This window comes from Tranquillimonas alkanivorans, assembly GCF_900115595.1.
Classification (GTDB): domain Bacteria; phylum Pseudomonadota; class Alphaproteobacteria; order Rhodobacterales; family Rhodobacteraceae; genus Tranquillimonas; species Tranquillimonas alkanivorans.
Map to the genome: position 1 here is coordinate 169,352 of NZ_FOXA01000004.1, position 24,025 is coordinate 193,376.

Consider the following 24,025-nt stretch of genomic DNA (forward strand, 5'->3'; position numbering starts at 1 on the left):
GCCGGTCACCGCGTCAGCAGGCCGGTCAGCGCGATGATGTCGAGGATGGCGCGGCTGTCGTTGTCCACGCGGTAGACCGTTTCGCCGTCCAGATAGTAGCTCTCGCCGTCACGCAGCGGCGGGAGTTCATAGCGGGTCCGGTCACGGATGCGACGGAAATATTCGTCGTCGTCGAGCCGGTCGCCTATCCGCCAATGGTCGTGATCGTCATCGTGATAATGATCGTCGTCGCCCACTCTGTCGTGGGTGGTCACGCCCTTCTTGGCGAGACCCGGAGGAACGCAGGCGGGCGACTTCTTAGCCAGTCCCGGCGGGCAGCCCCCGGGCTGCGCGGCGATGAGCGTCGGGGCGGCCAGAGCTGCGGCAAGTGTCGCGGCGGTCAGGAGAGGTTTCATCTCGGTCTCCGTTGATTTTCCACCAGAAACGCCCGTAATGCGGCCAAGGTCCAGAGGCGCCGAAGGTCGTCGGCGGCTGGCCGCTCAGAAGGCGCGGTTCGCTTGATGCGTGACGCGCTCGAGCACCTCCAACGTGTCCCGGCCGACGCGATAGATGTCGTCGTCGACCCGGTAGTACACCCAGCCGTCCGCCACTGGCGGCAGGCCGTAGTAGCCCGTGTTGAACATCATGCGATAGCGACCTTCGGGCAGGATCTGGCCGATCTCGACCGGAGGAGGCGCCTGCGGCACGGACAGCCACTTCCCGGCGTTCCCGCTGCTCAGGCCGCCGGTCTCGACACTGATGCATTTCGCCCCACTTGGACAGGCCAGGGCGGGAAGTGGAAGGCAGCACAGGATGAGGACAGCCGCACGCATGAGCGTCGAACGCCGGTGCGGCGCGGCGGTTCCTCAGGCGGCGAGATCCAGCCAGACCGGCACGTGGTCCGACGGCTTCTCGCGTCCCCGCATTTCGCCCTCGATCCAGCAATCCTGCATCAGGTCGGCGCATTGCGGCGTCAGCAGGAAGTGATCAATGCGGATCCCGTCGTTCCGGTCCCAGGCGCCAGCCTGGTAGTCCCAGAACGAGTAGTGTCCCGGCGCCATGTTCCGTGCGCGGAACGCCTCGGTGAAGCCGAGGTTGAGCACGCGCCGGAAGGCTTCGCGCGATTGCGGCAGGGCCAGCGCATCGGTGCGCCAGGCGTCGGGTCGGGCGGCGTCCTCGTCCTGCGGGATCACGTTGTAATCTCCGGCCATCAATGCCGGTTCCTCCATCTCGAGCAGCGCCTCGGCCCGCGCCTTGAGACGCTCCATCCACGCAAGCTTGTAGTCGTACTTCGGCCCCGGCGCCGGGTTGCCGTTGGGCAGGTACAGGCCGCAGATGCGGATCGGCCGCTCGCCGATCACCGTCGCCTCGATCCAGCGGGCCTGCTCGTCGCTGTCATCGCCGGGCAGGCCGCGGGTGACGTCCTCGAGCGGGAGCTTGGACAGGATCGCGACGCCGTTGAACCCCTTCTGGCCGTGGGTTTCGACGGTGTAGCCCATGTCCTCGAAATGCTGCCGGGGGAAGTTCTCGTCGACCGACTTGATCTCCTGCAACAGCGCGACGTCGGGCTTGCTGTCGCTCAGCCAGGTCGAGACGGTTTCGATGCGGGCCTTGACGCCGTTGATGTTGAAGGTGGCGATCTTCATGCTGGTCCCTCCGGTTTGGCCCGTTCTGGCGCAAGCACTTCGCGGGCACAAGCGGTCGGGATCAGCTGGAGGCGAGGATGACAGAGCGCGACGTCGCAGTGCGGCTGGTCCTGCCGTGTACGCACCAGTTTGTCGGAGCACGCGGCCCCAGGGTGGGCGAGGCCTTGTGCGGCGCAAGCGCACTGGACTTGTCGGACGGCACCGTCGCCTTCGGCAGCCTGCGCGCCGCGGGCGTGCTGCGGATGGAGCCGCATGTCAGGGCGGCGGGCACGCGCATCCCCGCGAAGGACTGGCAACTGGTTCGCCGACGACGGGTTCAGGGTGGCGCGGCGGCTGTGAGCTTCAGCGTCGTCGCTGCGGGATCACGTCCATCGCTGCGTCGATACGTCGGCGCGGGCCACTGCGCTGCGGCCTGAGGCCGAGGCTGAGCCACGGCGTCCGATCCTCTTCTGTCGGTGTCTCGTCTTCCTCCGCGGCGTCATCCGCGCGGTCGGGCGGCGGGAACTGAAATGACATATCCATACCCCTCTAACGTGTGAGGATTGCGGTGGTTTCAAATCAGTCCGGCCGGACGCAAGAAGTGTGCTCCGGAACCTGCTTTCGCGGTATGCTTAAGTAACAGGATGGTGCGTATTGTGGCGTTGCGGCATCAGCTGCAGGCGCGCGGCTCCGTCGGTCTCAGAACCACAAGCGCGGCTCGGCGATCTCGACCGAGTTGCCGTCGGGGTCGCGGGAATAGATTGAACGTGCGCCATTCGGCCATTCGAAATCCGCCTCGATGCCGTACCCGGCGGCTTCGAGCCGGGCACGCCAGGCGTCGAGTTCCTCGGCCGTCGCCGAAAAGCATACGTGGCATTCCCCCGTGGCGCCGTGCGGCGGAACCGGGAGCTTGTCGTTCTCGGTCGGCTTCACCGTCTCGGCAGGGTTGAAGACCAGCAGGACCGAGGTCCCGACACGGTAGAAAACGTGCCGGTTGCCCACGCGGCGGATCTTCTCGAGTCCCATGACGCCGCCATAGAACGCCTCGGCCGCTTCGAGATCCCGGACATAGATCGCCGCTTCGAGGATGCCGCGCGGCGGGGCGGGCATGTCGCTGCTCATGGTCGCGACTCTAGCGGTCGTGCCTCGACCTGTCAGCCCGTACCGCACCTTGTGGATAACTGTCACTCGGACGTCACGAAACAGGATTACCTGTGCGACCGAATGCGGCACACATCGTGAGGCTTGAAAGGCTCACAGCGCCATATATAGTCGAACATGATGCTGGGGCGGGTGGTCCCGCTCTGGTGCCGCGCGACGGGGGCAGACAGGGCGAGGATCGAGTCGATCATGGACGGCGATTTCAGGACGAGTTTCGTAAGGGAGCCGAACAGCCTGAGGCATCATCCGGCGCTGGTGCTGAACGCGGATTACCGTCCGCTGTCGTATTATCCGCTGTCGCTCTGGCCCTGGCAGGAGGCGGTGAAGGCGGCTTTCCTGGACCGGGTGGATATCGTGGCCGAGTACGATGCCTTCGTCCGGTCGCCGACGACGAAAATCCGAATACCCTCGGTCGTGGTGCTGAAAGACTACGTCAAACCGCAGAAGCGCGTGGCCTTCACGCGCTTCAATTTGTTTCTGAGGGATGAATTCTGTTGCCAGTACTGCGGCGGGCGCGGCGACCTGACCTTCGACCACGTGGTCCCGCGTGCGCGCGGCGGCATCACCAGCTGGGAAAACGTTGTCGCCGCCTGTTCGCGCTGCAACCTGAAGAAGGGCTCGAAGAGCCTGCGGCAGGTCGGCATGACGTTGCGCAAGGCACCGCGCCAGCCCGGGGCGGAAGAGCTGAAGAACATGGGCCGGAAGTTCCCGCCCAACCATCTGCACGACACCTGGATCGACTTCCTTTACTGGGACGCCGAGCTGGAGGCCTAATCACTTCAGCGGGTCGTGCCCCCAATTCATCAGCGAGTAGCGCCAACGCGAATGCTCGACATCCTCGGACGGGCCGCCCTGCGCCGTGTGGCGCTTGATGTAGCCCACGACCTTGGCCATGTGGTCCCAGTCGTCGTCCGACAGCTCCGCCTTTTTCGTGCGCTTGATCCCCACGATACGGCGGCCGGACTTGTGGCCGGTCGACTCGCCGTCGCTCGTGTCGCCGACGGACTTGCTTTCCTCGGTCTCCAGGAACTCCTCGAGCTCCTTCGGCGTCATGTTGACCAGGTCGTTCCACTCGTCCCAGATTTCGTCGTGCGACTTCGATGACATGTGGCCTGTCTCCCTTCGACGTTCCGCACAGGAACCGGGCAGGGCGGGCGGAGGTTCCGGAGGTGTCACGCGGTGGAGCGTCGGCGCTTCGAATTCTAGTCGCTCGTGCATTGTGAGCCGCCGCGGGCGCGCTAGACTTGGCGCAGATCAAGCGATATCACGGCGGCGCGAGGATGGTTAGCGCTAACGGGGCCGTCCGCACACAGACAGGGGTTGGGAATATGGTGTCGCGCATCATTCCGGTCGATCCGTTCGACCTGGTGATCTTCGGAGGGACGGGCGACCTCGCGCGGCGCAAGATCCTGCCGGGCCTCTATCGTCGTTTCCTGGCCGGTCAGATGCCCGAGGACGCCCGCATCATCGGCGCCGCCCGATCCGAACTGGACGACGACGCCTATCGCGCGTTCGTGCGCGACGCGGTGGACGAATTCGTGCGGCCCGACCGCAAGGACGTGGGCCAGATCGACGCCTTCTTGTCCCGGCTGCACTATGTCACCATCGACGCCAAGGGCACGGGTGGCTGGCAGGAGCTTGCCGGTCTCATGCGCGACGGCGTGATCCGCTCTTTCTATTTCTCGGTCGCACCCGGGCTCTTCGGCGATCTGGCCGAGCGGTTGCACGACCACGACATCGCCGATGCCGACAGCCGCATCGTGGTGGAAAAACCGTTCGGCCGCGACCTGAGCAGCGCGAAGGCGCTGAACGCCACGCTGGCCGAGCATTTCAACGAAAGCCAGATTTATCGCATCGACCATTACCTGGGCAAAGAGACGGTCCAGAACCTGATGGCGGTGCGCTTCGGCAACGTCCTGTTCGAGCCGCTGTGGAACTCGCAATACGTCGATCACATCCAGATCACGGTGGCCGAAACCGTGGGCGTCGGCGGGCGCGGCAGCTACTACGACCGCTCGGGCGCGATGCGGGACATGGTGCAGAACCACCTGATGCAGCTTCTCTGCCTGATCGCGATGGAGCCGCCCTCGCGCTTCAATCCCGACGCGGTGCGGGACGAAAAGCTCAAGGTCATCCGCGCCCTTGAACCAGTAGAGCCCTACCAGATCGTGCGCGGCCAGTACCAGGCGGACGCCGACGGCCCCTCGTACCGCGAAGACGTCGAGAATCCCCGTTCGCTGACCGAAAGCTTCATCGCCATGAAGCTGCACGTGTCGAACTGGCGGTGGGCGGGCACGCCGTTCTACTTGCGCACCGGCAAACGCCTGCGCGCCCGCGCCTCCGAGATCGCGGTGGTGTTCAAGGACGCGCCGCATTCGATCTTCGGAGACGAGGCCGGGCACCACCGCAACATCCTGACAATTCGGCTTCAGCCCGACGAGGGCATGACGCTGGGCGTCACCATCAAGGAGCCGGGGCCGGGCGGCATGCGCCTGATCGACGTGCCGCTCGACATGACCTTCGCCGAGGCGCTGGGACCCGAGAGCGAGGAGATACCGGATGCCTACGAGCGGCTGATCATGGACGTGATCCGCGGCAATCAGACCCTGTTCATGCGCGGTGACGAGGTCGAGGCCGCCTGGTCCTGGACCGATCCGATCATCGAGGGGTGGGAGGCGCGCGGCGACGCGCCCAAGCCCTACGAGCCGGGCACGGCGGGGCCCGAGGAGTCGCAGATGCTCATGCACCGCGAGGGCCGGCGCTGGCGCGAGATCCGCTGACGGTCGCAATTCAGCCCGATCCGCGCTAGACCGGCGTCCGGGCCACGCGTCACGAAGGAGGACGTCATGGAGCTGATCGAGTATCCCGACCGGGAACTGATGATGATCGACCTGGCCGACAAGCTCGCCGCCGAGCTGAACGGCTATCTCATGAATCACGAATGGGCCACTTTCGCGGTTCCGGGCGGCACCACGCCGGGCCCCATTTTTGACACGCTGTCCGGCATCAAGCTCGACTGGTCCCGCGTGCACGTCATGCTGACGGACGAACGCTGGGTGCCCGAGGATCATCCCCGCTCGAACACGCGCTTGCTGCGCAAGCACCTGCTGCGCGATAAGGCGGAGGCGGCGAAATACATCCCGCTGCACGCCGATGCCATGGCTCCGGAAGATCGGATCGACGAGCTGTCGGGCAATGTGGCCGCCGAGCTTCCGATCTCGGTCCTGCTGCTGGGCATGGGCGGCGACATGCACACCGCGTCGCTTTTCCCCGGCGCGGACCGGCTGCAGGAAGCGTTGCAGGACGACGCCCCGCCGCTGATGGCGATGCGCGGGGGCGGTGCGAACGAGCCGCGGATCACCCTGACTGCACCAGTGCTGAAGGGTGCGATGTCGACGCACGTGGTGATCACCGGGCCAGAGAAGCGCGCGGCGCTCGAGAAGGCGCAGAAGATGAAACCCCTCGACGCGCCCATCGCTCTGGTGCTGCGCGAGGCCAAGGTCCACTGGGCGGAGTAAAGCGATGAACTGGAACGATCTGAAGGCCCGGGCGCAGGCTGCCGGGGGCCGCCACATCCTCGACCTCTTCGACGACGCCCGCGCGGCAGACTTCTCGGTGACCGCCGGCGGATTGCTTTTCGACTATTCGAAGACGAACCTTGACGCCGACACCCGCGACCTGCTGGTGCGCATGGCCGAGGAGGCCGACGTCCCCGGCCGGCGCGAGGCGATGTTCTCCGGTGAGAAGATCAACGAAACGGAGGGCCGCGCGGTCCTGCACACCGCGCTGCGCAACCTCGAGGGCACGCCGGTTCATGTGGACGGGCAGGACGTCATGCCAGAGGTGCTCGACACGCTCGCGCGGATGGAGCAGTTCGCGGGCGCCGTGCGCGAAGGCGCGTTCCGGGGGCAGGGCGGCCCGATCACCGACGTGGTCAACATCGGCATCGGCGGCTCCGACCTCGGACCCGCGATGGCGACGCAGGCGCTCACGCCTTACCACGACGGCCCGCGATGCCACTTCGTCTCCAACGTCGACGGCGCGCATATCGCCGACGTGCTGCGCCCGCTGGACCCGGAAACGACGCTGGTCATCGTCGCCTCCAAGACCTTCACCACGATCGAGACGATGACCAACGCGGCGACTGCGCGCGCCTGGATGAGCGAGACGGTCAGCGACCCCGCGGCGCAGTTCGCCGCCCTCAGCTCGGCCAGGGACAAGACCGCAGCCTTCGGCATCGACGACTCGCGCGTCTTCGGCTTCGCCGACTGGGTCGGCGGCCGCTATTCCATGTGGGGGCCCATCGGCCTGTCGCTGATGATGGCCATCGGCGCCGACGCCTTCCGCGCATTCCTGTCGGGCGCGCAGGCTATGGACACGCACTTCCGCGCCGCCCAGCCGCTTGAGAACATGCCGCTGATGCTGGCCCTCGTCGGCATCTGGCACAACCAGGGCTGCGGCCACGCCACCCGTGCGGTGCTGCCCTACGAACAGCGCCTCGCCCGTCTGCCCGCCTATCTCCAGCAGCTCGAGATGGAGAGCAACGGCAAGCGGGTCTCGATGGACGGAAAGGACCTGCCGGTTGACAGCGGCCCCGTCGTCTGGGGCGAGCCCGGCACCAACGGTCAGCACGCTTTCTACCAACTCATCCACCAGGGCACCCGCGTCGTCCCGTGCGAGTTCATGGTCGGTGCCGAGGGACACGAGGACGACCTGTCGCACCAGCACCGCCTGCTGATCGCGAACTGCCTCGCCCAGTCCGAGGCGCTGCTCAAGGGCCGCTCGATCGACGAGGCGCGTACGCTGATGAAGGGCAAGTTCCAAGGCGAAGAGCTCGAACGCCAGGCCCGCCACCGCGTCTTCCCCGGCAACCGCCCCTCGACAACGCTGGTCTACCCGAAGCTCACACCCTTCGTGCTGGGCCAGATCGTGTCGCTCTATGAGCACCGGGTCTTCGTCGAAGGCGTGATGCTCGGCATCAATTCCTTCGACCAGTGGGGCGTCGAGCTGGGCAAGGAGCTGGCCAAGGCGCTCGAGCCCGTCCTCTCGGGTGACGAGAGCGCGGGCGGGAAAGACGGCTCGACGCGGCAACTGGTGGACTTCATGCGCCTGAATGCTGACTGACTAGCCGAGAGCCGAGGCGGCCCCTCCGCTGCCTCGCCGCTCGCACTGCGCCACGGGGCCGTGCGCTCCGTGATGACATCTTTGGTCCTCAAATATCCCGGGGGCCGCGTGTAGCGCGGCGGGGCAGAGCCCCTCCACGCCCTCCGCCCGCGCCTCACCCTGGAATGTCGAAGTTCGGCTCGGCCAGCTCGAACCCTTCGAACCGGAAGCCCGGCGACACGGTGCAGCCCACCAGGGTCCAGTCGCCCCGCGTCTCGGCCGCCTGCCAGTGATGCGCCGGTACAATGATCTGCGGCCGCTCGCCCCGCGCCAGGTCCGCCCCCAGCACGTATTGCCCCGCCGGACCCACCGGATCGGCCGAAATCGACAGGACCAGCGGCGCGCCGGCGTAGAAGTGCCAGATCTCGGTGGCGTCCACCTTGTGCCAATGGCTGCGCTCGCCCTTGCGAAGCAGGAAATAGATGCAGGTCTTGGCCGGCCGCGCCTCCTCGCGCCCCTCGATCCAGGTCTGCCGGTACCAGCCGCCCTCGGGATGCGGGGACAGCTCCAGCATGTCGATGATGTCGTCGGCCGTCATGCGCCCCACAATGCCTGGGCCGCGCGGCGCCTGTCCAGAGCGTCGGAACCCGCCGCGCCGCGCTTCGGTTGATGCTGCGACAGTCAGAACAAGGGACGACGCACCATGCAGACCCACTTGAAGCTCGGGCTCGCCGCCGCGCTGGCGGCCGCCACGCCCGCCGCAGCCCAGGACGAGGGTGCGACGCCGTCGCTCATGCGCGCGTCGCTGCTGCTCGACGGCACGATCTACGCCCCCGGCGAAAGCCAGACCGAAGACTGGACGGTGGGCGAGGACCTGCTCGCCATGCCTGCCGACTGGGAAGAGGTCGGCGAGATCGAGGATGTCGCGCTGTCCACCGACGGCACCATCGCCGGCATCGTGGCCGATGTCGGCGGCTTTCTCGGCATCGGTGAAAACACGATCCTGCTGCCCATCGAAGACCTGCGCGCCGTGCGCGTCGCCGGCGAATTCTATTACATCACGCGCCTGACAGAGGAGCAGCTCGAAGAGCTGCCGGAAGTGGACGAGTCCACCTGGCAGTGAGCCGTAACAGGAACCCGGCCACCGGATCAGGTGTTGTCCAAGTGAAGAAGAGTTTGAAACTAAAGGAGATCGACATGAAACGCATCGGACTTTCCGCCCTCGCCCTGACCGTCGCCACCGGCGGTGCCGTGGTCGCCGAGACGCACATGACAGACGATGCAACGTTCAGCGGCGTCGTGTCGCCCGAGGTGTCGCAGAACGTCCTGCGAGCCGAGAACATCATCGACGCGGACATCTACACGCTGGAAGCCGAGTATGACGAAACCACCTGGTTCGACACCGACTACTACGACGAGATCGACACCGACTGGGAGGAGATCGGCGAGATCGAGGACATCGTGATTTCGCGCGACGGCCAGATCATGGGCCTCGTGGCCGAGGTCGGCGGCTGGCTCGATATCGGCGACAACGACGTGATCATTGACATGAACGACCTGCGGCTGGTGGGTGACACGGTGGGCAACGTGGCCTTCGTTACCCGCCTGAGCGAAGAGCAGCTCGAGGCGCGCCAGGAAGTCGACGACGCCTGGGGCTGGTAAGCCTCCCGCCGGATTACCGGCTTGACGAACGGGGCGCGGGGCCGTCAGGCCCGCGCCCCTTTTCGTGTCAGCGGCGCAGGATGCCCCTGCCGGCATACTCCGCACTTTCGCCCAGCATCTCCTCGATCCGGATCAGCTGGTTGTACTTCGCCAGCCGGTCCGAGCGCGACAGCGAGCCGGTCTTGATCTGTCCGCAATTGGTGGCCACGGCGAGGTCGGCGATCGTGGCGTCCTCGGTCTCGCCCGAGCGGTGGGACATCACGTTTGTGAAGCCCGCCCGGTGCGCCATGTCCACGGCCCGCAGGGTCTCGGACAGGGTACCGATCTGGTTGACCTTCACCAGCATCGAGTTGCCGCAGCCTTTGGCAATCCCGTCGGCCAGGCGCTTGGGGTTGGTGACGAACAGGTCGTCGCCCACCAGTTGCACCTTGCCGCCCAGCCGCTCGGTCAGCATCTTCCAGCCGTCCCAGTCGTCCTCGGCGCAGCCGTCCTCGATCGACAGGATTGGGTAATCCGCGACCAGCTTCTCAAGGTAGTCGACGTTCTCTTCCGAGGTGAGCGAGGCGCCTTCGCCCTTCATCTCGTACTTGCCGTTCTCGTAGTATTCGGTCGAGGCGCAGTCGAGCGCCAGCATCACGTCGTCGCCCGGCGTATAACCCGCTTTCTCGATCGACTTCAGGATCACGTCGAGCGCGTCGCGGGTCGAGCTCAGCGCCGGCGCGAAGCCGCCCTCGTCGCCGATGCCCGTGGACAGGCCCATCGACGACAGCTCCTTCTTCAGCGTGTGGAAGATCTCGGCCCCCACGCGCACCGCATCGCGGATGTTGCCGGCGGCCACAGGCATGATCATGAATTCCTGGATGTCGATCGGGTTGTCGGCATGCTCGCCGCCGTTGATGATGTTCATCATCGGCACCGGCAGCACCCGCGCCGATGTCCCGCCGACATAGCGGTAAAGCGGCTGGCCGGTGAACTCCGCCGCCGCCTTCGCGGTGGCCAGCGACACGCCCAGGATCGCGTTCGCGCCCAGCCGGCCCTTGTTGTCGGTGCCGTCCATCTCGATGATCGCGGCGTCGAACGACTCCTGCTCGGTCGCGTCGAAGCCCACCAGCCCCTCGGCGATTTCGCCGTTGACCGAGGCGACGGCCTCCAGCACGCCCTTGCCCTTGTAGCGGTCCGCGTCGCCGTCGCGCCGCTCGACGGCCTCGTGCGCGCCGGTGGACGCCCCCGAGGGCACGGCGGCCCGGCCCATGGTGCCGTCCTCGAGGATCACGTCCACCTCGACGGTGGGATTGCCCCGGCTGTCGAGGATCTCGCGGCCGATGATGTCGATGATGGTGCTCATTGCGATCTCCGCTGATGCTGTGTCGCCGGACCTATATCAGCCCCTTCACCGCACGGAAACCACGCCCGCAGCGTAGCCGCGGCAGCCCCCATCTTCGGTCCTCAAATATCCCCGCCGGAGGCATATCCGCCCGCAGCGCCGCAGGCGCGCAGGGCCAGAAGGTGCGCGCCGCAGGCGCACAATTCTGTCGCGCTCAGTTCACCGGCCCGCTCGGCGTCAGCACCGCGCGTCGCCGGGCCCGGCCCAGGCGCGCCTCGCGGAAGAGGGTGTAGAGCCCCGAACCTATGACGATCGCTGCGCCCACCAGCGTCAGCGTGTCGGGCCGTTCGCCGAAGACGACCGTGCCGATGACCAGCGCGAACAGCAGGCGGGTGTAGCGGAACGGCGTCACGGCCGCGACCTCGCCCACGCGCATGGCCGCCGTGATCGCGTAGTAGCCGAAGACGCCGACCACCAGCGCGCCGCCCAGGTCGATCCACCGCGCGGTTTCGGGCAGGGCTGCGCCGCCGCTGAAGGCCAACAGGATCAAACCCGCCGGCACCATCAGCGCGAAGGCATAGACCGACAGTTGCGTGGTGGAGACATGCGCCGGCACGCGCCGCGTCGCGAGGTCCCGCGTGGCAAGCCCGACCACCGCCAGAACGGCGAACAGCGACGCCGGGCGAAACCCCTCGAACCCCGGGCGCAGGATCAGCAGGACACCGAACAGGCCGACAGCGATGGCGCTCCAGCGCCGCCAGCCCACGTCTTCGCCCAGAAACAGCGCGGCCCCCAGCGTCACGGCCAGCGGCGTGGCTTGAAGAATGGCCGAGGCCAGCGACAGCGGCACCAGCGAGATCGCGGTGACGAAGCTGAGCGTGCCCACGACCTCGCCCACGTGGCGCAGCATCACCGGCGGCAGGATCGCGCTGCGCGAGACCAGACGCGTGCCGTGCCGCCGCGCCATCAGGCCGAAGACCAGCGTGCCGCCGAAGCCCAGGATCACGAGGATCTGCCCCGTCGGCAGACTGCCCGAGGCGCGCTTGATGAACATGTCCTCGAGCGCGAAGCCGGCCATGGCGGCGACCATCAGCACGATGCCGCGAATGTTGTCCATCTGTCGGGGTCCTTCCGGTTACGCACCGCGCTTAACGCGGCGGCGGCGGGAAGGGAAGGTGGCGCCGGACAGTGCGAGGGGCGCCCCGCCGGAGACCGCGTTTGCGGCGATGCGGACCGGCCGTTACTTCTTCTTGCGTGGCACGCCGTAAAGCTCCAGCCGGTGGCCCTTGAGATCGTAGCCCAGCCGCTCGGCGATCTTTTCCTGGAGCGCCTCGATCTCGGCGTCCACGAACTCGATCACCTCGCCCGAGTTCATGTCGATCAGGTGGTCGTGGTGGTCGCGCTCCGCATCCTCCCAGCGGGCGCGGCCGTCGCCGAATTCCCGCCGTTCAAGGATTCCGGCCTCCTCGAACAGCTTGACCGTGCGATACACCGTGGCGAGAGAGATACGCGGGTCCTGGTCTGCCGCGCGACGATACAGCTCCTCGACGTCCGGGTGGTCGGCGGACGCCTCGATCACCGAAGCGATCGTGCGGCGCTGGTCGGTCATGCGCAGGCCCTTGGCCTCGCAGCGTTCAATGATCGTTTCCGTCATGGGCCCGTCCGTCGCTTCGGGGTCCCCGCTCATATGGAATCATGCCCGGGCCGTGAACCCTGTTCCAACGTCAGCCGGCCCTCCATCATCCGGACCGCACGGCCCGAAATGGTCACCGCCCCGCCGGAAACGGCGACGCCGATGCGCGACGGGCGGCCCATCTCGACACCCTGCGCGATGTCGAGCGACATGTCGCCGTCGTCGAGGTCGGCAAGGAACGCGCCGAGCGCCGCGGCGGCGCTGCCGGTGGCCGGGTCCTCGGGGATGTTGTCGAGCGGCGCGAACATGCGCTGCTGCACGCGCTCGCCGTTGCGCACATAGGCCAGCACCGCGAAGTCGAGCGACGAGGGATAGACCCTCGCACAGCGCCGATACTGGTCAAGCGCCGGCGTGCAGGCGGCGAGCGCGTCGAGGTCGCGCAGCTCGGCCAGCACGAAAGGCAGCCCGACCGAGGCCATGGCGGGTGCGTGCCGATCGATGCGGATCGCGTCCGTGCCCAGGCCGAGGCACGCCGCGATGTCGTCCGGATCGCAGCGGTGGAGGATCGACAGCGGCACCTTGGTGACGAACTCCGCCTCGCCGTCGCTCACGCGGCAGGGGATGGGGCCCACGCCCAGCTCCAGCACCTGCTCGGCGCCCCGGCCCATCTCGGCCAGCGCGATGGCGGTGCCTATGGTGGGGTGCCCGGCGAACGGGATCTCGGCGTTCGGCGTGAAGATGCGGACGCAGGCCGTGTGGGCCGGGTCCTCGGGCGGGAAGACGAATGTCGTTTCCGAGAAGTTGAACTCCCGCGCGATCTTCTGAAGCCGTGCCTCGGGCACGTCCCGGGCATCGGGGATGATGGCCAGCGGGTTGCCGCCGAACGGGGTGTCGGTGAAGACGTCGTAAACGAGGTATTCGGTCATACCCTGTCGTCGCGCGCCGCCGCGCCCGCGTCAATCACGAAAGCGGCGGCTTGCGCAACGCCGCGTGGATCTGGTTCACCGTCTCGCGGTCGAGCTCCAGCCGGTCCGACAGCGTGCGAAGATAGTCGAGCTCGGCGTCGTTGTCCGGGTCGATCACGTTGACCGAGGCGGTGTAGACTTCGGCGCGCAGGCCCCGGGGCGTGTCGCGAGCCAGCCCCTCGACGTCCACCGGCGCGGCGAGCAGTTGGTCCACCGTCGCAACGTCCTCGCGGTCGCTTTCGCCGATCACGTCCATCAGGGTTTGCCGCTCGACGCTGTCGATCTCTCCATCGGCTTTCGCCGCCTGGATCATGGCCCGGATCAGAAGCTGTGCCTCCTGGTGCTCGTCGATGCCCGCTGCCTCGCGGTGCCGGCGCAGAACCTCCTGCACCCGCGCGCCCTGATCCGGATCGCCCGACGCCGTGGCCAGCCCGCCGAACAGGCTGGTGTAGTCGTCCTGCATCGGCGTCTGCCCGGCAAAGCGGGCCTCGCGCGCGTCAGTGGCGCCCGCGAAGCCCAGGCTGTCGAGCACGTTGCCCAGCCCGCTGGCCGAGCTTTCGCGATCGCCGCCCACGCGGCCGATCATGCCGCCGATGCCGCCGCCGGGACCGTCATGATCCTCGAGCCGTTTCTTCACGCTCTTCATGCCGCCCGCGCGGCGGTGGGTCTCCACGCCTTTCGCCGCCGCGAAGGCGAGGGCGAGGCGGGTGGCGAGGGACTTGAGGGACATCCGGTGTCTCCTTTCTCACGATCCGCCGAAGGGGCGAAAGCCGATGGGCTGGCGCAGCGGGCCTTCCTGGCCCAGCGAGGCGCGGATCTGCTCGTATTCCTGCTCCATCTGTTGCGTGACGGAGGCGCGGCTTTCGTCCAGCGCGCTTTCGAACTCGGCCTTGCCGACCATGTCTTTCCCCGCGCGCAGGGCGTGCAGCCCGGCCCGACGTGTCACGTCGGTCAGGTCCGCGCCGGTGTAACGTTCGGTCCGCCGCGCGATGTCGTCGAGGTCGACGTCCTCGCCAATTGGCATTTTCGAGGTCTGGATGCCGAGGATGTGGCGGCGCGACTCGAGGTCCGGCACCGGGACATAAATCAGTTCGTCGAAGCGGCCCGGCCGCAACAGCGCGGGGTCCACAAGGTTCGGGCGGTTGGTCGCGCCGATGACGATGACCGATTGCAGCTCTTCCAGTCCGTCCATCTCGGACAGGATGGTGTTCACCACGCGCTCGGTCACCGCCGGCTCGCCCAGGCCCCCGCCGCGGGCGGGCACCAGGCTGTCGATCTCGTCGATGAAGATCACCGTGGGAGCGACCTGCCGGGCACGGCGGAACAGGCGGGCGACCTGCTGTTCGCTTTCGCCGTACCACTTCGACAGAAGGTCCGAGGACTTGGTGGCGACGAAGTTCGCCTCGGCCTCGCGCGCGACCGCCTTGGCCAGCAGCGTCTTGCCGGTGCCCGGCGGGCCGTAGAGCAGGAAGCCCTTGGCCGGTCGGATGCCGAGTTTGCGGAACGCCTGCGGGTTCTTCAGCGGAAGCTCGATGCTTTCCTGCATCCGCTCGCGCACGTCGCTCAGTCCGCCGATGTCCTTCCACGAAACGTTAGGCACCTGGATCATGATCTCGCGCATGGCCGAGGGTTGTACGCGGCGGAGCGCGTTGTCGAAATCCTCGCGCGTGACCTTCAGAGCTTCGAGCGTCTTTGCCGGAACCCCTTTCTTCAGGTCCAGCCCGGGCAGGATGCGCCGCACCGCGTCCATCGCCGCCTCGCGGCTGAGCGCCGAGAGGTCCGCGCCCACGAAGCCATAGGTGGTGCGAGCGAGGTCATCGAGATCCACGTCTTCGCCCAGCGGCATTCCGCGGGTGTGAATGCCGAGGATCTCGCGCCGCCCGTCCTGGTCGGGCACGCCGATGATGATCTCGCGATCGAAGCGGCCGGGACGGCGCAGCGCCTCGTCTATGGCGTCCACGCGGTTGGTCGCGCCGATCACCACGATGTTCTGGCGCGGCTCGAGCCCGTCCATCAGGGTCAGAAGCTGGGCCACCAGCCGCCGTTCGGCCTCGCCGCCGACCTGTTCGCGCTTTGGGGCAATCGAGTCGATCTCGTCGATGAAGATGATCGCGGGCGACTGCTCGCGCGCTTGGGTGAAGACCTGGCGCAGCCGTTCCTCGGACTCGCCCTGCATCTTTCCCAGGATCTCGGGGCCGTTGATGGTGAAGAAGTTCGCTTCGGCCTCGCTGGCGACGACGCGGGCCATCAGTGTCTTGCCTGTGCCCGGCGGCCCGTGCAGCAGCACGCCCTTGGGCGGGTCGATACCCAGCCGTTGGAACAGCTCGGGGTGGCGCAGGGGCAGCTCGACCATCTCGCGGATTTGCTCGACGGTGTTCCCTAGCCCGCCGATGTCGTCGTAGGTGATGTCGGGGCGGCGTGCCTCGGCCGGTTCCTCGTATTGCGGGCGCAGGTTCACCTCGGTTTCGGGCGTCATCTGCACGATGCCGCGCGGCTCGGTCGACACGACGACGAGCCGGATCTCCTGCAAGCCGTAGGCGGGCAGGTTGAGCATCGCTCGCAGTTCCTCGGGCATCCGGTGGTCGGCATAGGCGCGGGGGGCATGCACGCTGGTCGAGATCACGTCGCCGGCGACGAAGGGGCGGCGGTAGAAGGTGCGCTTGAGCGCCTCGCCCGTGCCCGTCAGGCGCAGGTTCTTCTGCGCCGGGGCCACGGTGATGCGGCGGGCCGGCTTCACCTCGGCCCGGCGCACCTCCACCTGGTCGCCCGAGGCCGCGCCGGCATTGCCGCGAAGAAGCCCGTCCAGGCGGATGACGTTGAGCCCCTCGTCCTCGGGATAGGGCGGGAAGGCGATGGCGGCCGTGGTGCGGCGTCCCTCGATCTCGATCGGCTCGCCCTCGCGGACGCCGATGCGGTTCATCGACTCGCGGTTGAGGCGGGCGATGCCGCGCCCGGAATCCTCGGGGCGCGTGTTGGCCACCTGAAGCGTCAGATCTGTGTCGGTGTCGGTGTCGGCCACTTGCGTTCTCCCTCGCCAGCTTTCGCGTCCGCCCGTGGCGGCCATGTCGAAGCAATGTGGAACGGGGCGCGCGCGTTCCACGGGGGCGGCGAAATGCGCGGGGGCGGAGGCGGTGAGGAGGGCCCGGTCCGCTCCTTTTGGCGGCGCGCGCTGCCCGAAGATCCGGTGCGTGGCCGGTATGCGGCGGAGGGCTCCGAATGTGGTGCGCGACGAAAGGGCGGACCCGGCCTCGGGTGGGCGTGGAGCGCCCGCCCGTGGGGCGGCTCTGCGCTGTCCGAGCGGCTGGCTCGGGCGCATCGCGGCAGGGATGCACTGTCGGGAGACACGCGCCGCGCCCTTGCCATCCGTCCGTACCCCGGGCTCTATGCGCGCCATGAACCATGACGATCTGAACCACTGGTCGAAGCGTGCGGCCGACTGGACGCGCGACTACCACGCTACCCTCCGCGAGCGGCCCGTGCGCGCCGACACGACGCCGGGCAAAACGGCCGCCAAGCTGCCGAAGGCGCCGCCCGAGCATCCCGAACCGGTCGAGCGCATCTTCGACGACTTCGCCCGCATCGTCCCCGAGGCGACGACGCATTGGCAGCATCCGCGCTTCTTCGCCTACTTCCCCGCGAACGCCGCGCCCGCCTCGATGCTGGCCGAGCAATTGGCGAACTCTATCGCCGCGCAGGGGATGCTGTGGCAGACCGCCCCGGCGGCGACCGAGATCGAGCAGGTGATGATCGGCTGGCTGCGCGACGCGCTGGGGCTGCCCGGCGGCTTCACCGGGACCATCCACGACAGCGCCACCACCGCCACGCTTTCGGCGGTACTTGCGATGCGCGAGGCGGCGCTTGGCTGGAAGGGCAACGCCGAGGGGCTGTCGGCCCTGCCGCGCCTGCGGCTCTATGCCAGCGACCAGACGCACAGCTCGGTCGACAAGGCGGCGCGCGTGGCGGGCATCGGACAGGCCAACCTGGTGAAGATCGAGACGGACGATAACGACGCGCTGAAGCCCGGGGCGCTGGACCGCGTCATCGCCGCCGACCGCGCGGCGGGGCATCTGCCGGCGGGGGTGATCCTTTGCGTCGGCGGGACCTCGGTCGGCGCGGTCGATCCGGTGGCCGATGCCGTGGCGGTGGCGAAGAAACACGACCTGCCGGTGCACGTGGACGCCGCCTGGGCGGGCTCGGCCATGATCTGTCCGGAGTTCCGGCACCTCTGGACGGGGATCGAGGCGGCGGACAGCATCGTGTTCAACCCGCACAAGTGGCTCGGGGCGCAGTTCGACTGCGCAGTGCAGTTTTTGGCCGACCCGACGGCCCAGCTTCGCACGCTGACGCTGAAGCCCGACTACCTGCAGACGCTGGGGCAGGAGGGTGTCACCGACTTCAACGACTGGACCATCCCCCTGGGCCGCCGTTTCCGCGCACTGAAACTGTGGTTCGTGCTGCGGGCATACGGGCTGGAGGGGCTGCGTGAGCGGCTGCGGAACCACGTGGCATGGTCGCAGGCGCTGGCCGAACATATCGGCGCGATGGAGCGTTTCGAGATCGTCACGTCTCCGGTGCTGTCGCTCTTCTCATTCGCGCTTGTCGACGGGGACGAGGCGACCGAGGCGCTGCTGCGCCGGATCAACGACGACGGGCGCGTCTACCTGACTCAGACGCGCCACCGGGGCCGGTTCGCGATCCGCATGCAGGTGGGCAGCTTCGACTGCACCGAGGACGACGTGATGGAGGTTGCGCGGGTTCTCGAAGACCTCGGCTGACGCGGCGGGCGCAGGAGCGCACGTCAAGGCCGTCGCGGGTCCCTTGAGGCAATCGAACCGCCCGAATAGCGCCGAACGCTGCCGGGCAGAATCCCTACGCAGCCGGCATGAAAAAAGGCCGCCCCGAAAGGCAGCCCTTTAACATTACGCGTCGCGTCGCCTCAGCGGTTTTCGACGTCGACGTAATCGCGCATGGTCGCGCCGCAGTAAAGCTGGCGCGGGCGGCCGATCTTGAGCTGCGGATCGCTGATCTGCTCTTTCCACTGAGAGATCCAGCCGACGGTCCGTGCAAGTGCGAAGATCGGCGTGAACATCGAGGTCGGGAAGCCCATCGCATCGAGGATGATGCCCGAGTAGAAATCCACGTTGGGATAAAGCTTCTTCTCGGCGAAGTAGGGATCTTCCAGAGCCACACGCTCGAGCTCTTTGGCGACCTGGAGCGTCGGGTTATCCTCGATCCCCAGAAGCTCGAGCACCTCGTCGGCCGACTGCTTCATCACCCGCGCGCGCGGGTCGAAGTTCTTGTAGACGCGGTGGCCGAAGCCCATCAGGCGGAACGGGTCGTTTTTGTCCTTCGCGCGCGCAATGAATTCGGGGATGCGGTCGGGCGTCCCGATCTCGCGCAGCATTTCGAGGCAGGCCTGGTTGGCGCCGCCATGGGCGGGGCCCCAGAGGCAGGCAATGCCGGCCGCGATGCAGGCGAAGGGGTTCGCGCCCGAGGACGAGGCCAGACGCACAGTGGAGGTCGAGGCGTTCTGCTCGTGATCGGCGTGCAGGGTGAAAATCCGGTCCATCGCGCGGGCGAGGATCGGGTTCACCTGGTATTCCTCGGCCGGAACGCTGAAGCACATGCGCAGGAAGTTCGACGCATAGTCGAGGTCGTTGCGCGGGTACACGAACGGCTGGCCGATCGAGTACTTGTAGGCCATCGCCGCGATCGTCGGCATCTTGGCGATCAGGCGGATCGAAGCGACTTCGCGCTGCCAGGGGTCCGAGATGTCGGTCGAGTCGTGGTAGAACGCGGACATCGCGCCCACGACACCGACCATGATCGCCATCGGGTGGGCGTCGCGACGGAAGCCGCGGAAGAAGTTCTGCATCTGCTCGTGCAGCATCGTGTGGTTGGTCACACGGCTTTCGAAATCCTCGAGCTGATCGGCCGTCGGCAGTTCGCCGTAAAGCAGCAGGTAGCAGACCTCGAGGAAGTGCGACTTCTCGGCCAGCTGGTCGATCGGGTAGCCGCGGTGCAGCAGCTCGCCCTTGTTGCCGTCGATGAAGGTGATCGTGGAGTCGCACGACGCGGTCGAGGTGAAGCCCGGGTCGTAGGTGAACACGCCGCCCTGGGCATAGAGCTTGCGGATGTCGAGCACGTCCGGCCCCGCGGTGGGCGACAGGATCGGCAGTTCGACGGTCGTGTCGCCGAAGGTCAGCGTTGCGGATTTCTGGCTATCAGCCATGGCATTCCCCTTCCTGTAGGTCGCCCCGCCCGCCGTGCGGAGAGGGGCCATCCGTTCCGGCAGGGCGCAAGAGGGGCGCCCCAGCGTTCAAGCCGCAGCGTCGTTCAGCCGGGCTATGGTTTCGTCCCGGCCTAGGACGAGCATCATGTCGAAGACGCTGGGAGACACGGCACGCCCCGCCAGGGCCGCGCGTGCCGGTTGCGCGACCTTGCCCAGACCGACGCCGTTGGCTTCGGCCACGCGGGCCGCGGCGGCCTCCAGTTCGTCACGCGTCCAGCTAGCATTTTGCAGGTGCGGCGTCAATTCCGACAGTATACCACGGGATACTGAATTGAGCTGCTTCGCCGCCTTCTCGTCGGGCTCGACAGGCCGCTCTGCAAGCACGAAATGCGCCTTTTCAAGCAGATCCGGCAGCGTCTTTGCCCGGTCCTTGAGGCAATACATGGAGGCCAGAAGCCCGCTGCGCTGCGGCGAAGTCAGCGCCGACTGTCCAGTCGCGGCAAGGTAGCCGTCGATCTCGGACACGAGGGCGTCGTCCTCCATCGCGGCGATGTGCTGGCCCGAGATGTGGTCGAGCTTCTTGAAGTCCAGCCGGGCGGGCGCCTTCTTGATGCCGGTGATGTCGAACCAGTCGAGCATCTGCGCGTCGCTGAACACCTCGTCGTCGCCGTGGCTCCAGCCGAGGCGAGCCAGATAGTTGCGCATGGCGGCGGCGGGATACCCCATCGCCTGGTATTCCTCGACCCCCAGCGCGCCGTGTCTTTTCGACAGCTTCTTTCCGTCCTCGCCGTGGATCAGCGGAATATGCGCCCAGACGGGTTCAGCCCAGCCCATCGCGTCATAGACCAGCTTCTGGCGCGCCGCGTTGTTCAGGTGATCGTCGCCGCGGATCACGTGGGTCACGCCCATGTCGTGATCATCCACGACCACCGCCAGCATGTAGACGGGCGTCCCGTCCGAGCGCAGCACGATCATGTCGTCGAGTTGGTCGTTGCGGATGGTCACGCGGCCCTGCACGGTATCCTCGATCACCGTCTCGCCCTCCCGCGGGGCCTTCACGCGGATCACGTAGGGCGCATCGGGATAGGTCGAGGGATCCGCGTCGCGCCAGGGGCTCTGGAACAGGGTCGAGCGGCCCTCGGCCCGCGCGGCCTCGCGGAACGCCTCGATCTCGTCCTGCGTCGAGAAGCACTTGTAGGCCGCGCCCTTGTCGAGCATCTCGCGCGCCACCTCGGCGTGCCGCGCGTGGCGCGAGGCCTGGCTCACCGGCTCCCCGTCCCAGTCGAGGCCCAGCCACGTCAGGCCCTTCAGGATCGCCTCGGTCGCCTCAGGGGTCGAGCGAGCGCGATCGGTGTCCTCGATCCGCAGCAGGAACCTGCCGCCACGACCGCGCGCGTACAGCCAGTTGAACAGCGCCGTGCGGCCCCCGCCGATATGCAGGAAACCCGTGGGCGAGGGGGCAAAACGCGTGACGACCTCGGGCTGGGACATGGGGCGCGGTAACCTTCTCTCAATCTTCCGGGAAGTAGGTTGCCGTGGTCTAGCCAATCGCCGGAAGGAGGACAAGAGTGCGGCCAGCGGCGGCCCTGGCCGCCTTCATCGACGCGCAGCGGGGGCACCTGTTTCCGTGGGTGCCTGTCTGCGTCGGCCTCGGGATCGGCGCCTACTTCGCATTGCCGAAGGAACCGCCGATGGCTGTCTGGGCGGCGCTCGGAGGCTTGCTCGTGCTCGGTGCGGCGCTCCTGCAACGGCGGGCGGCACGACACCCGCTGGCGCTGGCGGTGCTGCTGGCGGTCGCGGGGCTGTGCCTGGCCGGGGCGCGGGCACACCTGGTCGCGGCGCCAAAGCTGGCCTTTCGCTATTACGGCCCGGTCGAGGGGCGCATCGTGCGCATCGACCGTTCGGCCAGCGACGCCGTGCGGCTGACGCTTGACCGGGTGGTGCTGTCCGACACGGTGCCCGCGCGCACGCCGGCGCGGGTCCGTGTCTCCCTCCATGGTGAGCAGCGATTCATCGTGCCGCGTCCGGGGCTGACGGTGATCCTGACCGGTCACCTGTCGCCGCCCGCGGGTCCGGTCGAGCCTGGCGGCTTCGACTTCCAGCGCCTGGCGTGGTTCCTGCGCCTGGGCGCCGTCGGCTACACGCGTTCGCCCGTCCTCGCGCTCGGACCACCGGGACGGGCGTTGCCGGTGGAGCGCCTTCGGATGCGCATTTCATCCGCCGTCCGTGCCAAGATGGACGGGGAAGCCGGGGCCTTCGCCGCCGCCATCACCACCGGCGACCGCTCCGATATGGGCCACGCCACGCTTGAGGCGTTGCGCGACGCTAACCTTGCGCATCTGCTGGCGATCTCGGGCCTGCACATGGGCCTGCTGACGGGCTTCGTGTTCTCGGCCTTGCGCCTCGGCCTCGCCGCCGTGCCGTACCTGGCGCTGCACGCGCCCACCAAATCGTGGGCGGCCGCCGGCGCGCTCGCCGCCGGCGCGGTTTATCTCGCGCTTTCGGGCGGCAACGTCGCGACGCAGCGCGCCTTCGTCATGATGGCGGTGGTGCTATGCGCCGTGATGCTCGGCCGGCGCGCCCTGACCCTGCGCGCGGTGGCGGTCGCGGCGCTGATCGTACTCGCGCTGCGCCCCGAAAGCCTGACCGGTCCCGGCTTCCAGATGTCCTTCGCAGCCACGACGGCGCTGGTGGCCGTGTTCGGCGCACTGCGCGACGGCCCGTGGCAGCGCCTGCCGCGATGGCTGCGCCCGCCGCTGGCCGTGGCGCTCTCGTCGGCCGTGGCAGGGGCGGCCACCGCGCCCTTCGCCGCCGCGCATTTCAACCAGATCGCGCAATACGGCCTGCTCGCCAACCTCCTGACGGTGCCGCTGATGGGGGCCGTGGTGATTCCGGCGGCCGTGCTGGCCGCCTGCCTTTGGCCCTTCGGCCACTCCTGGATCGGCCTGTCGCTGATGGAGCCGCCGGTCGCCTGGATTCTTGCCGTAGCCCAGTTGGTTGCGGAACGGCCTTCCGCCCTCATCCACGTCTCCGCTCCCGGGCCCCACGTCCTGCCGCTCTTGTCGCTGGGCCTTCTGTGGTTGGCGCTCTGGCAGGGCCGCATGCGGATCGCGGGCGCGCTTCCGGCGCTCGCCGCTCTGCTCCTTTGGGCTCAGACGGAACGGCCGGACCTTCTGATCGCATCCGACGGCCGTTTGGCGGGCCTCATGACGCCAGAGGGACGCGCGCTGTCGAAGGCAAAGGGCGGAAGCTTCGTTGCGTCGATCTGGCTCGAGAACGACGGCGATCCGGCGGACCAGAAGACCGCAGCCGCACGCCCTGGGTTTTCGGGCGACCGGTCCGCGCTCGCTTTCGACATCAGTGGAAACCCGGCAGTGCTGCTTGGCGGGCGCGGCGCGGCTGGCCGGGCCGAGCGCCACTGCAACGAAGCCGTGCTGGTCATCCTGCCGGCGGAAAGCAAGGCTAGTGGCGACTGCCGCATCGTCGATCGCACCGTGCTGACGGAACGGGGATCACTTGCCATTCACGCCGCCGATGGATTGCTTCAGATGACCGGCGCGTTCGACCGCGCCGGGACCCGCCTCTGGACGGGCAACCCGGATCAGTAGGTGCGGATCAGCCCGACCAGCCGACCCTGCACTTGCACTTGGTCGTCGCGAAGCACGCGCGTCTCATATGCTTCGTTCGCGGCTTCCAATGCGACCATTCCGCCCCGGCGGCGAAAGCGTTTGAGCGTCGCTTCCTGCCCCTCGACCAGCGCCACGACGATGTCGCCGTTGTCGGCCTTCTTCGTCTCGCGGATCACCACCACGTCGCCATCGTGGATCCCGGCGTCGATCATCGAGTCGCCCCGCACCTCCAGCGCATAATGCGTCGCCTGTGCCGCCAGCATCTGCTGCGGCACTGCCACGTGATGCGACACCTCGCTGATCGCCTCGATCGGAACGCCCGCAGCGATGCGACCCATCACGGGCAGGTCGAGAGCCGATGCCCTTACCGGCTGCGCAGCGGCCGGCGGCGGCGCGTCCGGCCTGTCGCCCTCGACCACCTTCGGGGCGAACCCTTTTTCCAGGCTCTCGGGCAGGCGCACGATCTCGATCGCACGGGCGCGGTGAGCGAGCCGGCGGATGAAGCCGCGCTCCTCCAGTGCCGTGATCAGGCGGTGGATCCCGGACTTGGAACGGAGGTCCAGCGCTTCCTTCATCTCGTCGAACGACGGCGGCACCCCGTCGGCCTGCAGGCGCTTGTGAATGAAGTTGAGCAAATCCAATTGCTTGCGCGTGAGCATGAAGGTCGCCTCTGTACCGGTGCGCCGCCCGTCATGTTGGCGCGTTCACTCCA

At 67.7% G+C, this 24,025-nt stretch carries 24 protein-coding genes; 9 read left to right on the forward strand and 15 right to left on the reverse strand.

The features are described 5' to 3' along the window. Nucleotides 1–5: 5 nt before the first annotated feature. From BM162_RS07365 to xth, 3 genes are all read right to left on the reverse strand, one after another. On the reverse strand, nt 6–395 hold the full coding sequence (locus BM162_RS07365) for a hypothetical protein (RefSeq protein WP_093419848.1): 390 nt from the start codon (nt 393–395) through the stop codon (nt 6–8). Between the two features lie 84 nt (nt 396–479). After that, nucleotides 480–686, reverse strand: a complete 207-nt coding sequence (locus tag BM162_RS22345; RefSeq protein WP_143096115.1) for a hypothetical protein — start codon at nt 684–686, stop codon at nt 480–482. A gap of 159 nt (nt 687–845) precedes the next feature. After that, the gene (gene xth, locus BM162_RS07375; RefSeq protein WP_093419852.1) at nt 846–1,625 is read right to left on the reverse strand and encodes an exodeoxyribonuclease III; all 780 of its coding nucleotides are present in this window, start codon (nt 1,623–1,625) and stop codon (nt 846–848) included. Between the two features lie 77 nt (nt 1,626–1,702). On the opposite strand from xth, the gene BM162_RS07380 reads away from it, so the two are divergent. Next, a complete protein-coding gene (locus BM162_RS07380) occupies nt 1,703–2,041 on the forward strand; it encodes a hypothetical protein (protein ID WP_093419855.1) in 339 nt (112 codons plus the stop codon). Between the two features lie 262 nt (nt 2,042–2,303). On the opposite strand, the gene BM162_RS07385 is transcribed toward BM162_RS07380, so the two are convergent. Next, the gene (locus BM162_RS07385) at nt 2,304–2,726 is read right to left on the reverse strand and encodes a VOC family protein (RefSeq protein ID WP_093419858.1); all 423 of its coding nucleotides are present in this window, start codon (nt 2,724–2,726) and stop codon (nt 2,304–2,306) included. 228 nt (nt 2,727–2,954) lie between these two features. On the opposite strand from BM162_RS07385, the gene BM162_RS07390 reads away from it, so the two are divergent. Continuing rightward, the gene (locus BM162_RS07390; protein WP_093419860.1) at nt 2,955–3,539 is read left to right on the forward strand and encodes an HNH endonuclease; all 585 of its coding nucleotides are present in this window, start codon (nt 2,955–2,957) and stop codon (nt 3,537–3,539) included. Here the strand turns inward: BM162_RS07390 and BM162_RS07395 are convergent, their stop codons facing one another. Continuing rightward, the gene (locus tag BM162_RS07395; protein WP_093419863.1) at nt 3,540–3,872 is read right to left on the reverse strand and encodes a DUF3140 domain-containing protein; all 333 of its coding nucleotides are present in this window, start codon (nt 3,870–3,872) and stop codon (nt 3,540–3,542) included. It abuts the gene before it with no gap. A gap of 221 nt (nt 3,873–4,093) precedes the next feature. Between BM162_RS07395 and zwf the strand changes: the two genes are divergently transcribed. The 3 genes from zwf (at nt 4,094) to pgi (ending at nt 7,889) form a co-directional block, all read left to right on the forward strand. Next, a complete protein-coding gene (gene zwf, locus BM162_RS07400) occupies nt 4,094–5,545 on the forward strand; it encodes a glucose-6-phosphate dehydrogenase (RefSeq protein WP_093419865.1) in 1,452 nt (483 codons plus the stop codon). 66 nt (nt 5,546–5,611) lie between these two features. Next, nucleotides 5,612–6,283, forward strand: a complete 672-nt coding sequence (pgl, locus tag BM162_RS07405) for a 6-phosphogluconolactonase (protein ID WP_093419868.1) — start codon at nt 5,612–5,614, stop codon at nt 6,281–6,283. 4 nt (nt 6,284–6,287) lie between these two features. Further along, nucleotides 6,288–7,889 carry a glucose-6-phosphate isomerase gene (gene pgi / locus BM162_RS07410; RefSeq protein ID WP_093419871.1) on the forward strand — a complete coding sequence of 534 codons (1,602 nt, stop codon included), beginning with the start codon at nt 6,288–6,290 and terminating at the stop codon, nt 7,887–7,889. Between the two features lie 154 nt (nt 7,890–8,043). Here pgi and BM162_RS07415 read toward each other — a convergent pair whose 3' ends face one another. Beyond that, nucleotides 8,044–8,466 carry a cupin domain-containing protein gene (locus BM162_RS07415; RefSeq protein WP_093419873.1) on the reverse strand — a complete coding sequence of 141 codons (423 nt, stop codon included), beginning with the start codon at nt 8,464–8,466 and terminating at the stop codon, nt 8,044–8,046. 105 nt (nt 8,467–8,571) lie between these two features. Between BM162_RS07415 and BM162_RS07420 the strand changes: the two genes are divergently transcribed. Together BM162_RS07420 and BM162_RS07425 are read left to right on the forward strand one after the other, a co-directional pair. Next, on the forward strand, nt 8,572–8,991 hold the full coding sequence (locus tag BM162_RS07420; protein ID WP_093419876.1) for a PRC-barrel domain-containing protein: 420 nt from the start codon (nt 8,572–8,574) through the stop codon (nt 8,989–8,991). A 74-nt stretch (nt 8,992–9,065) separates the two neighbouring features. Beyond that, nucleotides 9,066–9,530, forward strand: coding sequence for a PRC-barrel domain-containing protein (locus tag BM162_RS07425; RefSeq protein ID WP_093419878.1), 465 nt, complete (start codon nt 9,066–9,068; stop codon nt 9,528–9,530). Between the two features lie 67 nt (nt 9,531–9,597). Here the strand turns inward: BM162_RS07425 and eno are convergent, their stop codons facing one another. From eno to BM162_RS07455, 6 genes are all read right to left on the reverse strand, one after another. Continuing rightward, nucleotides 9,598–10,875, reverse strand: a complete 1,278-nt coding sequence (gene eno / locus BM162_RS07430) for a phosphopyruvate hydratase (protein ID WP_093419881.1) — start codon at nt 10,873–10,875, stop codon at nt 9,598–9,600. A gap of 193 nt (nt 10,876–11,068) precedes the next feature. Beyond that, on the reverse strand, nt 11,069–11,971 hold the full coding sequence (locus BM162_RS07435; RefSeq protein ID WP_093419883.1) for a DMT family transporter: 903 nt from the start codon (nt 11,969–11,971) through the stop codon (nt 11,069–11,071). A gap of 123 nt (nt 11,972–12,094) precedes the next feature. Next, nucleotides 12,095–12,508 (reverse strand): Fur family transcriptional regulator, encoded by a 414-nt coding sequence (locus BM162_RS07440; protein ID WP_093419886.1) that lies wholly within the window; start codon nt 12,506–12,508, stop codon nt 12,095–12,097. Between the two features lie 29 nt (nt 12,509–12,537). Next, nucleotides 12,538–13,413, reverse strand: a complete 876-nt coding sequence (locus tag BM162_RS07445; protein WP_093419889.1) for a PhzF family phenazine biosynthesis protein — start codon at nt 13,411–13,413, stop codon at nt 12,538–12,540. Nucleotides 13,414–13,447: 34 nt separating this feature from the next. After that, a complete protein-coding gene (locus BM162_RS07450; RefSeq protein ID WP_093419891.1) occupies nt 13,448–14,182 on the reverse strand; it encodes a DUF533 domain-containing protein in 735 nt (244 codons plus the stop codon). A 15-nt stretch (nt 14,183–14,197) separates the two neighbouring features. Next, nucleotides 14,198–16,471, reverse strand: a complete 2,274-nt coding sequence (locus BM162_RS07455) for a CDC48 family AAA ATPase (protein WP_245759195.1) — start codon at nt 16,469–16,471, stop codon at nt 14,198–14,200. A gap of 373 nt (nt 16,472–16,844) precedes the next feature. Between BM162_RS07455 and BM162_RS07460 the strand changes: the two genes are divergently transcribed. Then, entirely contained in the window at nt 16,845–18,227 is a 1,383-nt protein-coding gene (locus tag BM162_RS07460) for a pyridoxal phosphate-dependent decarboxylase family protein (RefSeq protein WP_093420057.1), read from the forward strand. Between the two features lie 161 nt (nt 18,228–18,388). Here the strand turns inward: BM162_RS07460 and gltA are convergent, their stop codons facing one another. Together gltA and gltX are read right to left on the reverse strand one after the other, a co-directional pair. Then, nucleotides 18,389–19,684 (reverse strand): citrate synthase, encoded by a 1,296-nt coding sequence (gene gltA, locus BM162_RS07465; protein WP_093419896.1) that lies wholly within the window; start codon nt 19,682–19,684, stop codon nt 18,389–18,391. An 87-nt stretch (nt 19,685–19,771) separates the two neighbouring features. Further along, nucleotides 19,772–21,175 (reverse strand): glutamate--tRNA ligase, encoded by a 1,404-nt coding sequence (gene gltX, locus BM162_RS07470; protein WP_093419899.1) that lies wholly within the window; start codon nt 21,173–21,175, stop codon nt 19,772–19,774. A 77-nt stretch (nt 21,176–21,252) separates the two neighbouring features. Between gltX and BM162_RS07475 the strand changes: the two genes are divergently transcribed. Then, entirely contained in the window at nt 21,253–23,292 is a 2,040-nt protein-coding gene (locus BM162_RS07475) for a ComEC/Rec2 family competence protein (protein WP_093419901.1), read from the forward strand. On the opposite strand, the gene lexA is transcribed toward BM162_RS07475, so the two are convergent. After that, entirely contained in the window at nt 23,286–23,972 is a 687-nt protein-coding gene (lexA, locus tag BM162_RS07480) for a transcriptional repressor LexA (protein ID WP_093419904.1), read from the reverse strand. The genes BM162_RS07475 and lexA overlap by 7 nt on opposite strands. Between the last annotated feature and the right edge of the window lie 53 nt (nt 23,973–24,025).